At 65.7% G+C, this 16511-nt stretch carries 24 protein-coding genes; 23 read left to right on the top strand and 1 reads right to left on the bottom strand.

Annotated features, from left to right (window positions below; genetic code table 11):
- Positions 1-19: 19 nt before the first annotated feature.
- Positions 20-352: a helix-turn-helix domain-containing protein gene (locus MXAZACID_RS12440; protein WP_026438922.1), complete on the bottom strand. Its 333-nt coding sequence runs from the start codon at positions 350-352 to the stop codon at positions 20-22.
- A 100-nt stretch (positions 353-452) separates the two neighbouring features.
- On the opposite strand from MXAZACID_RS12440, the gene MXAZACID_RS18345 reads away from it, so the two are divergent.
- From MXAZACID_RS18345 to MXAZACID_RS12340, 23 genes are all read left to right on the top strand, one after another.
- On the top strand, positions 453-755 hold the full coding sequence (locus MXAZACID_RS18345; protein ID WP_008494744.1) for an AsnC family protein: 303 nt from the start codon (positions 453-455) through the stop codon (positions 753-755).
- Entirely contained in the window at positions 739-1143 is a 405-nt protein-coding gene (locus MXAZACID_RS12435) for a DUF6362 family protein (protein WP_008494743.1), read from the top strand. Before MXAZACID_RS18345 ends, MXAZACID_RS12435 begins: the two co-directional genes overlap by 17 nt.
- A 147-nt stretch (positions 1144-1290) precedes the next feature.
- Positions 1291-2610, top strand: a complete 1320-nt coding sequence (gene terL, locus MXAZACID_RS12430; protein ID WP_008494742.1) for a phage terminase large subunit — start codon at positions 1291-1293, stop codon at positions 2608-2610.
- 19 nt (positions 2611-2629) lie between these two features.
- Positions 2630-4024, top strand: a complete 1395-nt coding sequence (locus tag MXAZACID_RS12425; protein WP_008494741.1) for a phage portal protein — start codon at positions 2630-2632, stop codon at positions 4022-4024.
- The gene (locus MXAZACID_RS12420; RefSeq protein WP_008494740.1) at positions 4021-4410 is read left to right on the top strand and encodes a hypothetical protein; all 390 of its coding nucleotides are present in this window, start codon (positions 4021-4023) and stop codon (positions 4408-4410) included. Before MXAZACID_RS12425 ends, MXAZACID_RS12420 begins: the two co-directional genes overlap by 4 nt.
- 291 nt (positions 4411-4701) lie before the next feature.
- Positions 4702-6024 (top strand): DUF4043 family protein, encoded by a 1323-nt coding sequence (locus tag MXAZACID_RS12415; RefSeq protein WP_008494739.1) that lies wholly within the window; start codon positions 4702-4704, stop codon positions 6022-6024.
- Positions 6025-6036: 12 nt separating this feature from the next.
- Positions 6037-6345: a hypothetical protein gene (locus MXAZACID_RS12410; protein WP_008494737.1), complete on the top strand. Its 309-nt coding sequence runs from the start codon at positions 6037-6039 to the stop codon at positions 6343-6345.
- A complete protein-coding gene (locus MXAZACID_RS12405) occupies positions 6345-6740 on the top strand; it encodes a hypothetical protein (RefSeq protein ID WP_008494735.1) in 396 nt (131 codons plus the stop codon). The genes MXAZACID_RS12410 and MXAZACID_RS12405 overlap by 1 nt, the downstream gene beginning before the upstream one ends.
- 1 nt (position 6741) lies before the next feature.
- Entirely contained in the window at positions 6742-7386 is a 645-nt protein-coding gene (locus MXAZACID_RS12400; protein ID WP_008494734.1) for a hypothetical protein, read from the top strand.
- Entirely contained in the window at positions 7386-8216 is an 831-nt protein-coding gene (locus MXAZACID_RS12395) for a hypothetical protein (RefSeq protein ID WP_008494733.1), read from the top strand. The genes MXAZACID_RS12400 and MXAZACID_RS12395 overlap by 1 nt, the downstream gene beginning before the upstream one ends.
- Positions 8217-8223: 7 nt before the next feature.
- Entirely contained in the window at positions 8224-8364 is a 141-nt protein-coding gene (locus MXAZACID_RS19395) for a hypothetical protein (protein ID WP_008494732.1), read from the top strand.
- Between the two features lie 3 nt (positions 8365-8367).
- Positions 8368-9921 carry a tail protein gene (locus MXAZACID_RS12390; protein ID WP_008494731.1) on the top strand — a complete coding sequence of 518 codons (1554 nt, stop codon included), beginning with the start codon at positions 8368-8370 and terminating at the stop codon, positions 9919-9921.
- 15 nt (positions 9922-9936) lie between these two features.
- Positions 9937-10365: a hypothetical protein gene (locus MXAZACID_RS12385; RefSeq protein ID WP_008494730.1), complete on the top strand. Its 429-nt coding sequence runs from the start codon at positions 9937-9939 to the stop codon at positions 10363-10365.
- Positions 10365-10667 (top strand): hypothetical protein, encoded by a 303-nt coding sequence (locus MXAZACID_RS12380; protein ID WP_008494729.1) that lies wholly within the window; start codon positions 10365-10367, stop codon positions 10665-10667. The genes MXAZACID_RS12385 and MXAZACID_RS12380 overlap by 1 nt, the downstream gene beginning before the upstream one ends.
- A 26-nt stretch (positions 10668-10693) precedes the next feature.
- On the top strand, positions 10694-10852 hold the full coding sequence (locus MXAZACID_RS19390; protein ID WP_008494728.1) for a hypothetical protein: 159 nt from the start codon (positions 10694-10696) through the stop codon (positions 10850-10852).
- Entirely contained in the window at positions 10849-11535 is a 687-nt protein-coding gene (locus tag MXAZACID_RS12375) for a hypothetical protein (protein ID WP_039885361.1), read from the top strand. Before MXAZACID_RS19390 ends, MXAZACID_RS12375 begins: the two co-directional genes overlap by 4 nt.
- Positions 11535-11720 (top strand): LysM peptidoglycan-binding domain-containing protein, encoded by a 186-nt coding sequence (locus tag MXAZACID_RS12370; protein WP_026438911.1) that lies wholly within the window; start codon positions 11535-11537, stop codon positions 11718-11720. Before MXAZACID_RS12375 ends, MXAZACID_RS12370 begins: the two co-directional genes overlap by 1 nt.
- Positions 11710-12684: a hypothetical protein gene (locus tag MXAZACID_RS12365; RefSeq protein ID WP_008494727.1), complete on the top strand. Its 975-nt coding sequence runs from the start codon at positions 11710-11712 to the stop codon at positions 12682-12684. The genes MXAZACID_RS12370 and MXAZACID_RS12365 overlap by 11 nt, the downstream gene beginning before the upstream one ends.
- Entirely contained in the window at positions 12685-13227 is a 543-nt protein-coding gene (locus MXAZACID_RS12360) for a phage baseplate assembly protein V (protein ID WP_008494726.1), read from the top strand.
- Entirely contained in the window at positions 13227-13589 is a 363-nt protein-coding gene (locus MXAZACID_RS12355) for a hypothetical protein (RefSeq protein ID WP_008494725.1), read from the top strand. The genes MXAZACID_RS12360 and MXAZACID_RS12355 overlap by 1 nt, the downstream gene beginning before the upstream one ends.
- A 7-nt stretch (positions 13590-13596) precedes the next feature.
- Positions 13597-14721, top strand: a complete 1125-nt coding sequence (locus MXAZACID_RS12350; protein WP_039885360.1) for a baseplate J/gp47 family protein — start codon at positions 13597-13599, stop codon at positions 14719-14721.
- Between the two features lie 22 nt (positions 14722-14743).
- Positions 14744-15379: a hypothetical protein gene (locus MXAZACID_RS12345; RefSeq protein WP_240376665.1), complete on the top strand. Its 636-nt coding sequence runs from the start codon at positions 14744-14746 to the stop codon at positions 15377-15379.
- Positions 15380-15389: 10 nt separating this feature from the next.
- Positions 15390-16511 (top strand): glycine-rich domain-containing protein (locus MXAZACID_RS12340; RefSeq protein ID WP_008494721.1); only part of this gene is annotated, 1122 nt, incomplete at its 3' end.

Genomic DNA, 16511 nt, shown 5'->3' with positions numbered 1-16511 from the left:
TTGACACAAATCGGAAAGCTCAGCTGCGTGCCAGCCGGCGCGCGGTGAGCAGCAACATGCGTCGGTCCTCGGCCGAGCAGGCGCGGTAGAGGCGCATCAGGGCCAGCTCGTCCCCGACCAGGGAGCCGGTTTCACCGGAGACCAGATAGCCCAGCGAGGTGTTGAGCACCTTCGCGATTTTCTCCATATTTTCTCGAATTTGCCCGGCGCGGTCGGTCTCCCACTGGGCGATGGCCGAGCGGGAGACGTTCAGTTTCGCGGCGAATTCATCTTGAGTCATGTTGGCGGCGAGACGCAACGCCCTGATCCGTGCCCCGACTGTCTCAGCGGGAAGCTGCTTCTTTGCTGGCATGTAAACATTCTAACAGGATGACGCCCAAACTCAATGTTAGTATTTCTTGACATAAAAAGTTAGAGCTAATAACAATACGCAACGACCAGAGGAGGACGGGATGCCATTGCCGAGACTGTGGAAACCCGAGGCCGACCAGGTGATTTGCGAGATGCGCGGACAGGGCGCGACCTGGGCTTCGATTGGGAAAATACTGGGATTGTCACGCAATACGGTGATTGAGCGAGGCCGGCGGCTGCGTGCGGCGTTGCCGCCGCGGCCACCGCAAATGCCTCGCAACCGCGATGAAGAAGGGTTGGATGACCCCAACCGTCCGCCCTTGCGCGCGGGCCATCCGTTAACCTGGGGATTGCTGACCGATGCGCCCTATCCGGAGGGGGATAGCCATGATGACGGAAGGTGAGATCATCGCGCGGTTGGAAGAGGCCGGGGCGACGGTGCTGGCGATGCCGGGGCGGGGCTATTCCACCGGGCTGCGCACGACCCGGCTGGAGGTGGTGCATACCGCACTGGATGCCTATGGCTGGCAGACCCCGCGCCTGCGTGCCCCGGCCCCGGACGCGGCGGCGATGGGCCGGATGGATGAAGCATTTTCCTGGCTCGCTTTCATTCCCGAGGGGAAATATGTGATCCGCAGAATTGTCGGTGCGCGGGCATTGGTGCATCCGCTGACCGGGCGGCATCTCTATCCCTGGCGGCGGCTGGGAGAGATGCTGGGGGCGGACCATAAATCCATCCAGCGTTGGCATGGCCAGGGGATCGGGATCATCGCGGCGCGCTGGCTTAAATAATTTTTCTAACATTGCGTTATTTCGTTATTGCCCATGCGCCCCGTTTTGGACTAGAAATGTTTATAGACTGGTTATCCGAAACAAAGCGGGGCCTTCATCGAACAGCAGAGCGAGGCGGCGGGGTTTCTGGGCTTCGCGCGGCGTGCGATGGAGGAGCTGGAGCAGAGGCCGGCGAAGCATCATGAATGGCTGATCGGCCATTTGCAGGATGTGGCGGATGGCAGATGCGACCGGCTGATGGTGCAGATGCCGCCGGGGGCGGCGAAATCCACTTATGGTTCCGTGTTGTTCCCGGCCTGGTTTCTGGCGCGGCGGAAAAACGCGCAGGTGATCGCGGCGGCGCATACCGCCTCGCTCGCGCATTATTTCGGGGCGCGGGTGAAGGCGGTGCTGACCCGGCACGGCGAGGCGCTGGGGGTGGAGATGGCCAGGGCGGCGAAGGCCGCCTCGCGATTTTCCCTGGCGGGGGGCCAGGAATATTTCTCCGCCGGGGTGCGCGGACCGATTACCGGGCGGCGGGCGGATCTGATCATCATCGATGATCCTGTGAAGAGCTGGGCGGAGGCGGAGAGCCAGGCGCAGCGGGACATGCTGTATGATTGGTACCGGGCCGAGCTGACGGCGCGGCTGAAGCCGGGCGGGCGGATCGTGCTGATCATGACGCGCTGGCATGAGGATGATCTGGCCGGGCGGTTGCAGGCGACCGAGACGGGGTGGCGCAGTTTGCGGCTGCCGGCCTTGGCGGAGGCGGATGATCCGCTGGGGCGCGCGCCTGGCGAGGCCTTGTGGCCGGAGCTGTTGAATGCGGATGCGCTGGCGCGCCGGCGCGCGGAGGCGGGCGAGCGCGCCTTCGCGGCGATGTATCAGCAGGCGCCGCAGGCGAAGAATGCGGGGCTGTTCAGGGTGTCCGGCATTGCCCGGCTGGCGGCAGCACCTGAGGTACGGCTGTGCGTGCGGGCCTGGGATCTGGCGGCGACGAGTGCCGGGCTGGGACGGCGGCCGGATTATACGGTGGGGCTGAAGCTGGGGCTGACCGAGGAGGACCGGCTGGTGGTGCTGGATGTGCGCCGCCTGCAGGGCTCGCCGGCCGAGGTGGAGGCCGCGATCAAGGAGACAGCCAGGCTGGATGGCGCGAATACGGTGATTTCCTTGCCGCAGGATCCCGGCCAGGCGGGGGCGGCGCAGATTGCGCTGCTCTCGCGCGGGCTGGTGGGGTTTCGGATACTTTCCAGCCCTGAGCGCGAGGCCAAGCTGGTGCGGGCGATGCCGGCGGCAACGCAGGTGGATGCGGGGAATCTGGCTTTGGTGGCTGGCGGCTGGAATGACGCGTTTCTGGCGGAGATGCGGGAGTTTCCGCATGGCGGGCATGATGATCAGATCGATGCGCTGTCGCGGGCGGTGAATAGTTTGGCAATTTTGGTGCCGCCGCCGGCCAGGCGGCTGAATGTGCCGTTGCTCAGCCGATAACGGAAGGTTTGCACGCTTCATGTTCGATATGATTTGCAGCACCATGCCGGTGGATGCGGGGCTGCCGGCGCGCGTGGCGCGGCTGCAGGCGCTGAAACGGGTTCTGGATGGCACGCTTTATGACGATCTGCCCTACCAGTTTCACGAGGAGCGCAATGGCGCCGGGGAATATATTCCGCTGCGGTTGCGCCGGCCCTCGGTGCGCTACGGGCTGTGCCGGGTGGTGGTGGAGGATTCCGTGGCGTTGCTGTTCAGCGCGGGGCATTTCCCGACCATCGAGGCGCCGGATGCGGCGTTGGGGCGGGTGCTGGCGGATCTGTTCGCCGAGGCGCGGCTGAATGAGGTGATGATCGACGCCGCACTGCGCGGGGCGGTGGGCTCGGTGGCGCTGCTGTTCCGGGTGCTGGGCGGGCGGGTGTTTTTTTCCGTGCTGGAGAGCCTGTATCTGACGCCGGTCTGGCGGGCGGATGTGCCGGATGAGCTTTCGCGGGTGAGCGAGCGCTACAAGGTGAGCGGCGCGGATTTGCTGGCGCAGGGCTATGAGGGCGTCGATCCGCAAGGGCTCTATTGGTTTCAGCGGGTGTGGGATACGCAGGAGGAGATTTGGTATCTGCCCTGCCCTGTCGATGATCCGTTGGCGAAGCCGGTGAAGGATGAGCTGCGCAGCGTTGTGCATGGGCTGGGGTTTGTGCCGGTGGTGTGGGTGCGCAATCTGCCGGGCGGTGAAGGCGTTGATGGGGCCTGCACGTTTCGCGCCGCGATCGAGACCAATATCGAGATTGACTACCAGCTTTCGCAGGCGGGGCGAGGGTTGAAATACAGCTCCGATCCGACATTGCTGATCAAGGAGCCGGCGACCTGCGACAGTGAGATCGTGAAAGGTGCGGGCAATGCCTTGGTGGTGTCCGAGAAGGGCGATGCCAAGCTGCTGGAGATTGGCGGCACCGCGGCGGAGGCGGTGATTGCCTATGTGCGTACGCTGCGGGAATTCGCGCTGGAGAGCGTGCATGGCAACCGGGCGAGTGCCGAGAAGCTGGCGGTGCCGCAATCCGGCCGGGCGCTGGAGATGATGAATCAGGGGCTGATCTGGCTCGCTGATAATCTGCGGATTTCTTATGGCGATGGCGGGATTCTGGCGTTGGCGCGGATGGTGGTGAAGGCGTCCAGCCTGTTTGCGTTGACCGTGCGCGGCGCGCCGGTTGGGGTGCTGGATGACACGCAGCGGCTGAGTTTGCGCTGGCCGCGCTGGTATCCGCTTTCGGCCGATGACCGGCTGAAGGAGGCGCAGGCGGTGGCGACCTTGGTGGGGGCGGGGCAGATGTCGCGCGAGACCGGGGTGCGCAGCGTGGCGGCGAGCCATCAGGTGAATGATGTCGAGGCGGAGCTGGATGCGATCGAGCAGGGTGAGCCATGAGCGATGATGTGAATGAGAGTGCCGCCTGGCGGCAGCGGGCGGAGGCGGCGGAGGCGGCGCTGGCCCGGGCGGAGGAAACGGCCAGGGCCAGGGTGGTGCAGGCGGAGTTGAAGGCGGAGGCGATCCGGGCGGGGATGATCGATCTGGACGGGCTGAAGCTGATCGACCCTGAGAGTTTGCGGATGAATGAGGCGGGCGGGGTGGAGGATGCCCCGGCTTTGCTGGCGGATCTGAAGCGGGCGAAGCCGTGGCTGTTCGGGGCGGGGAAATCCTCCTCGGCGGCGGCAAGCCCGCCGCGGCCGGAGCCGCCGCGCCAGCGCCATGCCAATGAGATGAGCCGCGAGGAGTGGCTGAGCGCGCGCGCGGCGTTGCTGCGGCGGCGATAGCGGCTTTTTCTATAGAGACTGTCTGTTTCCAACAGATAGCTGGAAAATTATCAGAAGTTTTTGGGGGTGTGGGGAGTTTTTTCAAAAAGTCCCCACGACGGTTCGGGGGTGGCGACGTTGCTGCCACCACCCGAAGGTTTTTCGCCGCTTTTTTGAAAAAAAGCGGCACCAAAAAACTTTTATGATTTTTCAGGAAATTTCTAACGCAGAGTTATTTTTGATCGTTGCCTCGTCGCGCGTTGCGCGGCGGGCTTGGTGGTTCACGTCTGAAATCTGGAGATTTACGAGGCAATGGGGATTCAGAATTTCCCGGCTGCGCTGCAGCCGATCATTCAGCAGGGGTTTCTGGAGCGCGAGTTTGAGACCGCGCTGAAATCCAGGCTGGGCTATCGCATGATCGCCGATCGCGAGGAGTTCGCGGTGGGGATTGGCGAGACGCTGACCAAGACCCGGGCGGGGTTGAAGCCGAGCGTGACCACGCCGCTGGCGGCGGCGAACAATACCAATCTGGATAACGGGCTCACCTCCAGCAATTGGGGGGTGGAGCAATATACGATTTCGCTGAATTTCTATGCGGCGACGCAGGACCTGAACATGGTCACCTCGCGCGTCGGCATCGCCTCGCAGTTTCTGCAGAATGCCGCGACCAATGGCGAGCAGGCGGCGCGCAGCCTGGATGAGCTGGCGCGCAATGCGCTGTTCGCCCCCTATTTCGGCGGCAATACCAGGGTGCTGACCACGCTGGGGGCGGCGGGGCCGAGCATCGAGGTGGATGATATTCGCGGTTTCCAGAGCGTGTTCGTCAACGGGGTGCAGCAGGCGGTTTCGGCCAGCAATCCGTTGGCGGTGACGGTGGGGGCGGATCTCTACACGCTGGTGGGGGTGGTGGCGGATGCGACCAATGTATCGGGTGCGCCGAACGGGATTTCCGGGCAGCTGACCTTCGCGACCAATGTGAGCGTGGCGGATGGCGCGGCCGGCAATGCGGTGCAGGCGGCGACGGCCAGCCGCATCGTGCGTCCGGCCAGCCGGCTGACCACTGCCGCGCTGCAGGCGACCGATACGCTGGCGATGGCCAATCTGCTGGACGCGGTGGCGCTGTTGCGGCGCAATGCGGTGCCGACGGTGGATGGGGTTTATAATTGCTATCTGGATCCGGTTTCCGCCCGGCAGCTCTTCGCGGATGCGGATTTCAAGCAGCTCTTCCAGGGCGCGACCTCCTCCAACGCGGTGTTCCAGCAGGGGATGGTGAGCGACTTCCTGGGCCTGCGCTTCATCACCACCACCGAGGCCTATGTGCAGGCGCATCCGAGCATTACCGGGCTGAATGTGCGCCGGCCGATCGTGTGTGGGCAGGGCGCGCTGATCGAGGGGGATTTCGCCGGGATGGCGGCCGATGATGTGGCGCCGAAGGACAGCCTGGTGCAGGTGATTGACGGGGTGGCGATGGTGACGCGCGAGCCGATCGACCGGCTGCAGCAGATCATCGCGCAGAGCTGGTACTGGATTGGCGGCTTCTGTGCGCCGTCCGACACCACCACCACGCCGACCACCGTGCCCACCGCCACCAATGCGAATTTCAAGCGCGCGGTGATGCTCGAGCATGTGGGCTGAGGGGGCGGCGCCATGGCAAGCGGTGCAACCCAACCTTTCCGCCCGGCCGGGACCGTCGCGGCCAGTGCCTCCACCAGCGCGGTGAATGTGGCGCTGGCGGGCGGCGGCCAGGCGGTGCTGGTTTATAATGCCAGTGCCGCCACCGCCTTCTTCCGGCTGGGCGGGGCCTCGGGGCTTTCCGCCAGCGGCAGCGATACGCCGGTGCCCGCCGGGGCAAGGATGCTGGTGGATGCGGGGCCTTTCGTGACCAACGCGGCGGTGCTGCTGAGCAGTGGCACCGGCACGGTCTATTTCACCCTTGGCGATGGGGATACCTACTGATGAGCGGCACCCTGCCTACCGGCTTCAGCGATGCGCAGAAGGCTGATCTCAGGCGTTTTTGCGGCTATCCGGCCTATGGCGCCGGGGCGGCGGGGTTCAACTCCTGGCGGTTCTTTCAGGCCTACGGCACGCTGGAATACCGGATGAATAATCTGGCCCCGGCGGAGGTGGCGGTGTGCCTGCAATATCTCTCCACCCTGGCGACGCTGGAGGCGGCGATCCCGCCGACCTCTGAGAATCTGGATACGGAGAGTGCGGCGGCCTGGACGCATAATGCCGATGAGCTGCGCGACCGCACCAATCTGTTCGATGGCTGGCGGCGCCGGCTGTGCGGGTTTCTGGGCGTGCCGCCCGGCCCGGCGCTGGCGCAGGCCGGCGTGACCCTGGTGGTTTGAGATGGACGGGGTGCGGCTGGCGGACCGGCTGGCCTACGGGGCGGGGCTGGCGGCGCGGCGTGTGGGCTTTCTGCATGACGCGTTTCGCCCGGCCGGGCCGGTGGCGCCGCTGGCGCTGGAAAACCGCTTCATGCGGCTCTGCGTGGCGTTTGTGACCCAGGCGGGCAGTGTCGGCGAGCCGAGCGGGTTTGGCGTGCCGTTTCGCCAGGCCTGGGCGGATTGGTCCTATCTGCGGGTGGGGGATTACCTGGCCGGGCCGGAGGGGGTTTGCTTCATCGCCAGCATCGAGCCGCCAAAGCCGATGCTGGTGGTGATGGGTAATGGGCTCCTGGCCCTGGTGCGGCCGGGCGGGCAGACGCAGCCGGGCCTGACGGGCTATGGCGCTGTGCAGGTGGCCACCGAGACGCCGCTATTCACCGGCTTTCCCGCCAGCCTGCTGGCCGGCGGGCTGGGCGACCGCACGCGGGATGGGCTGCCTGATGATGGCAGGGTGCCAGGATTTGTGGCGCTGCTGCCGGCTGTGGACAAGGTGGTGCCGCAGGTGGCGGATATTTTGATCAATGAGCGGGGCGAGCGTTATGCGCTGACCGGCATCGAGGCGGTTGGCGGCATCTGGCGGCTCTCCTGCGTACAGGCGGTGCGCTGATGGCGGATCTGGCGGATGTGGAGGCGGCGCTGGCGGGGATTGCCGCGAATGCGGTGTATCCCAGCGGCACGGCGGTTCCGAGTGTTCTAGGCGTGGACTGCAAGATTTATCGGGGCTGGCCGCTTTCGCCGGTGCTGGACGCGGATCTGGCGCAGGGCATGGCGCATGTGAGTGTGAGCGCCACCGAGACGCCGGCGAAGATCACCACGCGCTATCCGCGCATCTGGCAGGCGCTGAGCCCGGCAAGCGGCAGCTTGAGTGCGGCGGTGAGCGGGGTGAGTGCCAGCTTTGCCGGCAGCTGCTCGACCGGCCTGCTGGCCGGCGTGCTGGTGGACGGGCAGAGCTATGCCTACGCGGTGCAGGCGAATGACAATGCGCAGACGGTGGCGAGCAATCTCGCGGCGCTGCTGCGCCAGGGCGGCTGGATTGTGAATTATGCCGGCAGCATGATCAGCGTGCCGCAGGCGGCGAGGTTTGTCGCACGGGTGGTGGCTGGCGCCGGGGCGCTGCAGGAAATCCGCCGGCAGATCCAGGAGATCAGGGTGGCGATGTGGTGCCCCTCCCCTGCCCTGCGCGATGCGCTGGCGCCGGTTCTGGATGCGGCGCTGATGGCGGATGAGTTTGTGGCGCTCGCGGATGGGTCTTCGGCGCGGATCAAATTCGCCAATACGCTGAGCAGCGACAATGGCGGCAATGCCGCACTCTACCGGCGCGACCTGGTCTATGCGCTCGAATACCCGACCACGCTGGCGCAGCAGGATCCAGCGATGCTGTTCGGAACCATGGCGGCCACCGTCAACACGGTTGTGCTGGGAACTTATCAAAGCTGAGGCAGACATGAATTTTCATCTGGTGGTGTTGAAGCCGTTTGGCACGTTCAAACGGGGCGATCTGATTACGGATGCCGCGACCGTGCTGAAGGTGCTGGGCGGCGGCAATGCGGCCTCGGTGGTGCGCGTGTTGGCGAAGGGGGCGTAAGCGATGCCGATTGTTCAGCAAGGGGCGATCAATACCACCGCTCTGGTGGTGCCGGATCTCTATGTGCAGATCGTGCCGCCGCAATCTCTGCTGTTGAATGGCGTGCCGACGGATATGCTCGGCGTGGTGGGCACGGCGAGCTGGGGCCCGGTGGGCGAGCCGACGGTGATTGGCAGCATGAGTGATTATGCCGCCGCCTTCGGACCGGTGATGGCGCGCAAGCATGATATGGGCACCCAGGTGGCGACCGCCGTGCAGCAAGGCGCGGCGAATTTCCGCTGCGTGCGGGTAAGCGACGGCACTGATACCGCCGCCAGCCTGAGCGTGCTGGGGGCGATCACCTTTACCGCCGTGCATACTGGCAGCACGGGCAATCAGCTGACCCTGACGCTCTCGGCTGGGTCCGCCGCCAATAGCTGGCGGCTGACGGTGGCGCTGCCGGGGCAGAGCCCGGAGGTGTTCGACAACCTCACCGGCAGCGGCGCGCAATTCTGGCAAAATCTGGCGAATGCGGTGAATAGCGGCAATGGCGTGCTGCGCGGGCCCTCGCAGCTGGTGGTGGCGAGCACGCAATCCGTGCAGGCGACGCCGACGGCCGGCAGCTACCCGTTCGCCGGCGGCACGCCGGGCAGCGATGGCGCCAATGGCGTGACCGCGGCGACGCTGGTGGGCTCTGACACCGCGCCGCGTTTGGGCATGTATGCGCTGCGCGGCCAGGGCTGTGCCATCGCGCTGCTGGCGGATACCGATGATCCCACGCAATGGAGCGTGCAGATGGAATTCGGCCTGTCCGAAAGCGTCTATATGATCCTGACCGGGCCGGCGGGCGATACGATCGCGAATGCGGTGCTGGTGAAGGGCGAGGCAGGAGTGGATTCCTATGCCGCGAAGATGATGTTTGGCGACTGGATTTACTGGTTCGACCAGGCCAATGCGGTGACCCGGCTGGTTTCGCCGCAAGGGTTTGTGGCGGGGCGGCTGGCCAATCTGTCGCCGGAACAATCCTCGCTGAACAAGCCGCTTTATGGGGTGGTGGGCTCGCAGAAATCCGGGCAGCCGGGGAGTGCGACGGCGACGACCTATGCCAGCGCGGATCTCGCCGCGCTGCTGAGTGCGGGGATTGACGTGATTGCCAATCCGCAGCCGGGCGGGGCCTATTGGGGGGTGCGCGGCGGGCATAATTCCTCCTCCAGTGCGGCGGTGAACGGGGATAATTATACGCGGCTGACCAATTATATCGCCGCGACCTTGCAGGCGGGCATGGGCGGGTATGTCGGGCAGCTGGTGAACAGCACGCTGTTTCAGAAAATCCGCGCCACACTGCTGGCGTTTCTGAATGGGCTATTGCAGCAGGGGATGCTGGGCAGCACCGATGGCAGCACGCCCTTCGCGGTGATCTGCGATGTGAGCAACAATCCGCAGAGCCGCACGGCGTTGGGCTATGTGCAGGCGGATGTGCAGGTGCAGTACCAGGCGATCAACGAGAAATTCATCGTGAATGTGCAGGGCGGGCAGACGGTGCAGGTGAGCGTGCAGACCGTGCCGGTTTCGGCCTGAAGAGAGGGATGAGACATGCCGTTTAACACATTTTCCGTTGGCAGCGACTGCCAGATTGTGGTGATGGGGCCGTTCGGGCGGGTCGATCTCTCGCATGTCACCGGCTTTGAGGCGAGCCAGGTGACGCTGCCCTTGCGGGTGGACCGGCTGGATGGGGTGCAGCTGGGGGCGGAGCTGCCGAAGGGCTGGAATGGCAGCTTCATGCTGGATCGTGGCTCCTCCGCCGCCGATGATTTCATCGCGCAGATCGAGGCGGCCTACCTGAACGGGCAGAGCATCAATGGTGGCACGCTCTACCAATATGTGAATGAGCCGGATGGCTCGACCTCGACCTACCAGTTCAACAATGCCGTGTTCAAGCTGGCCTCCGCCGGGTTGTACAAGGGCGATGCGACGGTGACGCAGCGTTTGGATTTCTTCGCCTCCAGCCGGACCAAGGTGTGATGGCGCAGAGCGTGACGGATGCGAAGGGCCGGGTGATCGAGCTGCGGCGGATGGGCGTGTTGGAGCAGCTGCGGCTTTATAAGGTTTTGGGGCCGGAGCTTTCCGAGAACCGGGCTTATATCGGGCTGGCGCGGATTGCCGCTGCCGTCTCCTGCGTGGATGGCGTGCCGCTGCCGTTTCCGGGCAGCGAGGCGGGCATCGAGGCGGCGCTGGAGCGGCTGGATGAGGAGGGTGTGGCCGCCGTGGGCGAGGCGCTGCTTGCGGCTGAGCCGGCTGATCTGGCGGCCGCGGCGGGAAACTGAGCCGGCACCCTGGGCTGACGGATTGTTTGTATCTGGTGCGCTGCGGGGTGCCGTTCGAGATCGCGTTCGGGCTGGATGAGGCGGACCGGCTGGCCTTCATCGTGACGATGGGCACGCTGGAGGGGCATCGCTTCGACTGGACGGCGCTGCGCTGGCGTGATGAGGAGGCAGGAGGGCGGGGATGAGTGATGTCGTGCTCTCTTTGGGCAATGTCGCGTTTCGCGACATGGAAGTGCCGGAGAAGATCCGCTTCGGCGGCCGGCAGCGCCTGGCGGTGCAGAATATCATCGGCGGCGGGCGGGTGGTTGGCGCGCTGGGGCTGGATGATGGGGAGATTTCATTCTCCGGCATATTCTCCGGCCAGGATGCCGCCGCCCGGGCGCAGCTTTTGGATATTGCCCGGGCGCAGGGCAGCGAGATGCCGCTGGTGTGGGGCGGGTTTTATTATCTGGTCATCATCAGCAGCTTCGTGGCGGAATATCGCCGGCCGAATCTGATTCCGTTTGCGCTGAGCTGTGTGGTCGTGAGCGACCCGCTGGCGGATGTGGCGGCGGCGCTGCCGGTGGCGACGCTGATTGGCAATGACATCGCGGCCGCCACGGGATTTTCCGGACAGGCGGGGCAGGTGTTGGCGGGGACGAGCCTGGCGGCTTTGGCGGCGGCGCAAGCCGGGATCGCCGGGGCGATGGGCAATGCTGGAACCGCTCTGGGGGCGGCTGGCGCGGCCCTGGCGGGGGCGGCGACGATTGTCGCCGGGGTTAACGCGCTGACGCAGATCAATGCCCGCAGCGGGCAGTTGGCGGGGTTGGCGGGGATGTCCGGCTATGTGAACCGGGCGGTGGTGAATTCGGCTCTGGAGGCGGTTTGATGCGCACGGTCATCGTTGTGGCGGGCGGCAATCTCTTCGCCATCGCCGCGCAATATCTGCAGGATGCGACACAATGGATCCGCATCGCGCAGGCCAACCAGATCAGCGATCCGGTGCTGCGCGGGGTGACGACCTTGGTGATCCCGGAACGCAACCCATCGGCCGGAGGCGGCATTGCCGGTTGAGCAGCCGCGCGCGCGGGTGAGCCTGGGCGGGGTTGAGCTGGGTGGGGTGGTCGAGCTGGAGGTGGAGGCGGCCGGGTTGTACCAGGCCGGGCGCTACCGGCTGGTCTGCGCGGCCAGTGCGGCCTCTCTGTTGCCGCTGGCGATGGACGGCGGCGCGCCGGTGCCGATCCTGCTGGAAATCGGCGCGGACGGGTTCGGGTTTGCGCCGCTTTTATCGGGATTGGTTGAGACGGTCCGGTTCGATCTGGCGCGTGGGGTGGCGGTGTTGCAGGGGCGCGATGAGACGGCGCTGCTGATCGATACAGAGATTTCCCAGAGCTTTGTCAATCAGACGGCCAGCGATGTGGCGCTGGCGGTGGCGCAGGCGCATGGCCTGGCGGCGAATGTGACGCCGACGCAGACGCTGATCGGCCAGTATTATCAGATCGACCATGCCCGCAGCGCGTTGACGGTGGGGGCGCGGGCGAGCACGCAATGGTCGCTTCTGTGCGGCCTGGCGGAGGTGGCAGGGTTCGCGGTTTCGGTGGTGAACGGCACGCTGAATTTCGGCCCGATGCTCGATGGGACAACGCGGATGGTGACGGCACGGAATTTTCTGGGGCTGGAGGTGGATCTGATCACGGCGTTGCCCGCCAGTGTCACGGTGCGGTCCTGGAATTGCCGGGACAAGAAGGTGGTGACGCAAGCGGCGGGGAGCGGCAAGGCGACCAATCTGGTGCGCCCGAACCTGACCACCCAGCAGGCGGGGGAGTATGCCAGCGCCTATTTGCAGAATGTCCAGCGCCACGCGCAGCTTTTGCTGGGACGGATGCCGGGTGACGCCAGCTATGCGGTGGGCGATACGCTGCTGCTGAGCGGCACGCAGACGGCGTTGGATGGCAGCTACCAGGTGGCCGCTCTGCAATGGCGGTTGAATGACAGGGACGGGTTTGTGCAGAGCCTCAAAGCCTACGGGGTGGCGTGAATGGACCAGCTGCGGAATCTGATCAAGGCCCATGCGGGGGGGCTGGACGGCATGGCGGGGACGCTGCGCTTCGGGCTGGTCGCGAGCTTCGACCCGGTGGCCTATGCGGCGAAAGTGCTGATCCAGCCTGAGAATGTTTTGAGCGGCTGGCTGCCGGTGATGTCCTGCTGGGTGGGCAATGGCTGGGGGCTGGCGGCTCCCTTGCCGCCGGGCACGCAGGTGCTGGTGCTGGCGCAGGAGGGCGATGCGGAGCAGGGCGTGGTGGCTGGCGCAGTCTGGTCCGCGCAGGACAAGGCCACCGGCGCGCCGGCTGGCGAATTATGGCTGCTGCACCAAAGCGGCAGCGTGGTGAAGCTTTCCAATGACGGTAGCATTCTGCTGCAGGCGCCGACGGTGAAGGTGCAGGGCAATCTTGTCGTCAGCGGCGATGTGTCTGACCAGGGCGGCGCGCATGGCACGTTGGCCGCGTTGCGCAATGCCTATGACGGGCACCAACATCAGGCGCCGAACGGCATGACCGGGCTACCGACGGAGATTGTGTGATGGCTGATCTGGCCTTGCAGTTTGGCGGCGATTTGATGGTGAGCGCCTCGGGCGATCTGGCGACGCTTGATGATCAGGCGCTGGTGCAGCAGCGGGTTTTGCGCAGGCTGCTGACCAATCCCGGCGATTATATCTGGCAGCTTGGTTATGGGGCGGGGCTGGGGCAGTTTATCGGCCAGCCGGCGGCGTTGAGCCTGATGGCCGGGCTGGTGCGCGCGCAGATGCAGCGCGAGCCGCAGGTGATGCAGTCCCCGCCGCCAACGGTTTCGATGAGCATGGCCGATGACGGCACCGTCAATGCCACGGTTTCATATGTCGATGCCGCGACCGGGCAGACCGCATCGCTTTCATTTTCCATATAGGACGGACATGCGATTATCGTTGCAGAATTTCTCCACGCTGGTGGAGGGGATGGCGGCGTCTGTTCAGGGGGCCGCGGCGAGCTTGCTGGATCTGACGGTCGGCTCCGTGCTGCGGGCGATTCTGGAGGCCAATGCGGCGCTGGCGCTGTGGATGCAATGGCTGATCGTGCAGACGCTGAGCGCGACCCGGCTGGCGACCAGTGCCGGCGTGGATTGCGACAGTTTCGGCGCGGATTTCGGGTTTGCGCGGCTGCCGGCGGTGGCGGCCAGCGGGGTTGTGGTGATGTCGCGTTTCACCCCCAGCCTGCAGGCGTTGATCCCGGTGGGGGCGAGTGTCGGCACGGCGAATAATCAGCAGAGTTTCATCATCGTCGCGGACAGCAGCAATCCGGCCTACAGCGCCGCGCTGGGCGGCTATGTGCTGGCGGCGAATATTGCCGCGGTGAGCGTGACGGTGGTGGCCGCCATCGCCGGGCAGGCGGGAAATGTTCAGGCCGGGGCAATATCTTTGTTGAGTGCGGCGATTGCCGGGGTGGATGTCGTGAGCAACCCGAATGCCTTGACCGGCGGGCTCGATGCGGAAAGCGATGCCGCGTTCAAGCAGCGCTTCGGCATGTATCTGGCGGGATTGTCGAAGGCGACGACGGCGTCGATCGCGAGCGCCATTGCCGGCATCATGCAGGGTTTGAGCTACGCGATTGCGGAGAATCTCGACCAGACCGGCGCCCCCCAGATGGGGTTTTTCGTGGTGACGGTGGATGATGGCACCGGGGCGCCGCCGGCCAGCCTGCTGGCGACGGTGCAGCAGGCGGTGGAGCAGGTGCGCCCGGTGGGCACGAGCTTCGCCGTGCAGGGGCCGGTGGTGACGCGGGCCGATATCTCGCTGAGTTTGAGCACGGACAGCCTGGCCGACCATCCGGTGGCGGTGGCCGCCGTGGCGGCGGCGCTGGCGGGTTATATCGCGGCGCTGCCGGTGGGTGGGACCTTGAGCTACACAAGACTGGCGCAGCTGGTTTATGATGCATCCAGCGCCATCAACAATATTTCCGGATTGCTGCTGAATGGCGGCACCGCGGATCTCATCCCCGGCAGGTTCGGGGCGGTGCGCGCCGGCGTGATTGCGGTGGCATGAGATGATCGGCGATGTGTCCGATATGGCCGCCCGTCTTGCGCAGCTGCTGCCGACCGGCTGGTTTGCCGATGAGGCGCCCAATCTCGCCGCGCTGCTGAACGGGCTGGGGCAAGGCTGGGCGAATATCTACACGCTTTTGCAGCAGGCGCGCGCACAGCTGCGCATCGCCACCGCGAGCGGGGTGTTTCTGGACATCGCGGGGCAGGATTATCTGGGTGCGGCCCTGCCGCGCCGGCCGGGTGAGGCGGATGCGGCGTTCAGCACCCGGCTGCGCGCAGCGCTGCTGGCGCCGCGCGCGACCAGGGCCGCGCTGAGCACGGCATTGACGGTGCTGACCGGGCGTACGCCAGTGATTTTTGAGCCGCGTAACCCGGGTGACACCGGCGGCTATAATCTCAATGCCGGTTACAACAGCGCGGGCGGCTATGGCAGCCTGGCGATGCCCTACCAGTTTCTGTTGACCGCCTACCGGCCGAACGCCCTGCCGGCCAGCCATGCTGGCGGCTACGGCATCGGCCCCGGCGGCTATGGCGTGGCGCCGATGGCGTATAGTTCCGCGGCTGAGCTGGCCGGCAATGTCAGCGACGCGGAGATTTATCAGACGATCGCCGGCTTCATTCCGACATCCAGCATTGCCTGGACGCGGCTCACCAACTGAAGGCTCATTCATGGATCGCAACATCGTCTATCCCGGCAGTATTCCGCTCGATAGTGATATTCTCTCCACCAATCGCAATGCCATGGTGGGCCTGGCGGCGCTGAGCGCCGCGACGCTGGGCACCGGCACGGTGGTGGATGGGCTGGCCTGCACGCCGACCGTCCCGGCCTCGCTCGCGGTGGTGGTGGGGGCGGGCAGCATCACCCAGCTCTCCAGCGTGGATGCCACCTCCTACGGGTCCCTGGCGGCGGATCTGACCGATCAGATCGTCAAAACCGGGATCAATCTGCAGGCGACGAGTTTCCCGCTGGCGGCGCCGAATTCCTCCGGGCAATCGATCAATTATCTGATCGAGGCGGCGTTCGCGGAGAGCGATGCCGACCCGGTGGTGCTGCCCTATGTGAACGCCGCCAACCCGACCCAGCCTTATTCCGGCCCGGCCAATTCCGGCACCGCGCAGAATACGATGCGGGTGCAGCGCGTGCAGCTGCAGGTGAAGCCGGGGGCGGCGGCTTCGTCTGGCACGCAAGCCACGCCGGCGGTGGATGCCGGCTGGGTGGGGCTTTATGTGGTGACGGTGAATTACGGGCAGATTGCGGTGACGGCGGCGAGCATCGCGCTGCTGCCGCAGGCGCCGTTTCTATCCTACAAATTGCCCGCTTTGCGGCCGGGGTTCGCCAATCAGCAGGTCTTTACCGGGTCTGGCACGTTTGTGGTGCCGAACGGGGTGAGCGTGGTGAAGGTGAGCGCGATCGGCGGCGGTGGGGCGGGCGGCTATCACAGCACCATGCCCAGTGGCGGCGGTGGCGCCGGGGCGCAGGTGACGGGGATCATTTCCGGGCTGACGCCGGGCCAGGCGATTCCGGTGACGGTCGGGGCTGGGGGGGCGGCACCTGGTGCGTATGGCAATGGCGGCAGCGGCGGCGCTTCGAATTTCGGCGGTTTCATCTCCGCGGGCGGCGGCACCGGCGGCAATGGCGGGACTGCCGCGAATTTCGCCAATGCCGGCGGCGCCGGCGGGCAGGGCTTTGGCGGGCAGGTGAATATGGCGGGCGCGGTGGGGACGGATTCCATCGTCGTCGCCTGCCGGGGTGGCGATGGCGGCGGCCCTGGCAATGGGCGCGGTGCCAGC

This window comes from Acidocella sp. MX-AZ02, from assembly GCF_000306035.1.
In the GTDB taxonomy this organism is placed as follows: Bacteria; Pseudomonadota; Alphaproteobacteria; order Acetobacterales; family Acetobacteraceae; genus Acidocella; species Acidocella facilis.
The sequence above is the reverse complement of the archived record's forward strand: the minus strand, read 5'-3'. Positions and strand labels throughout refer to the sequence as shown.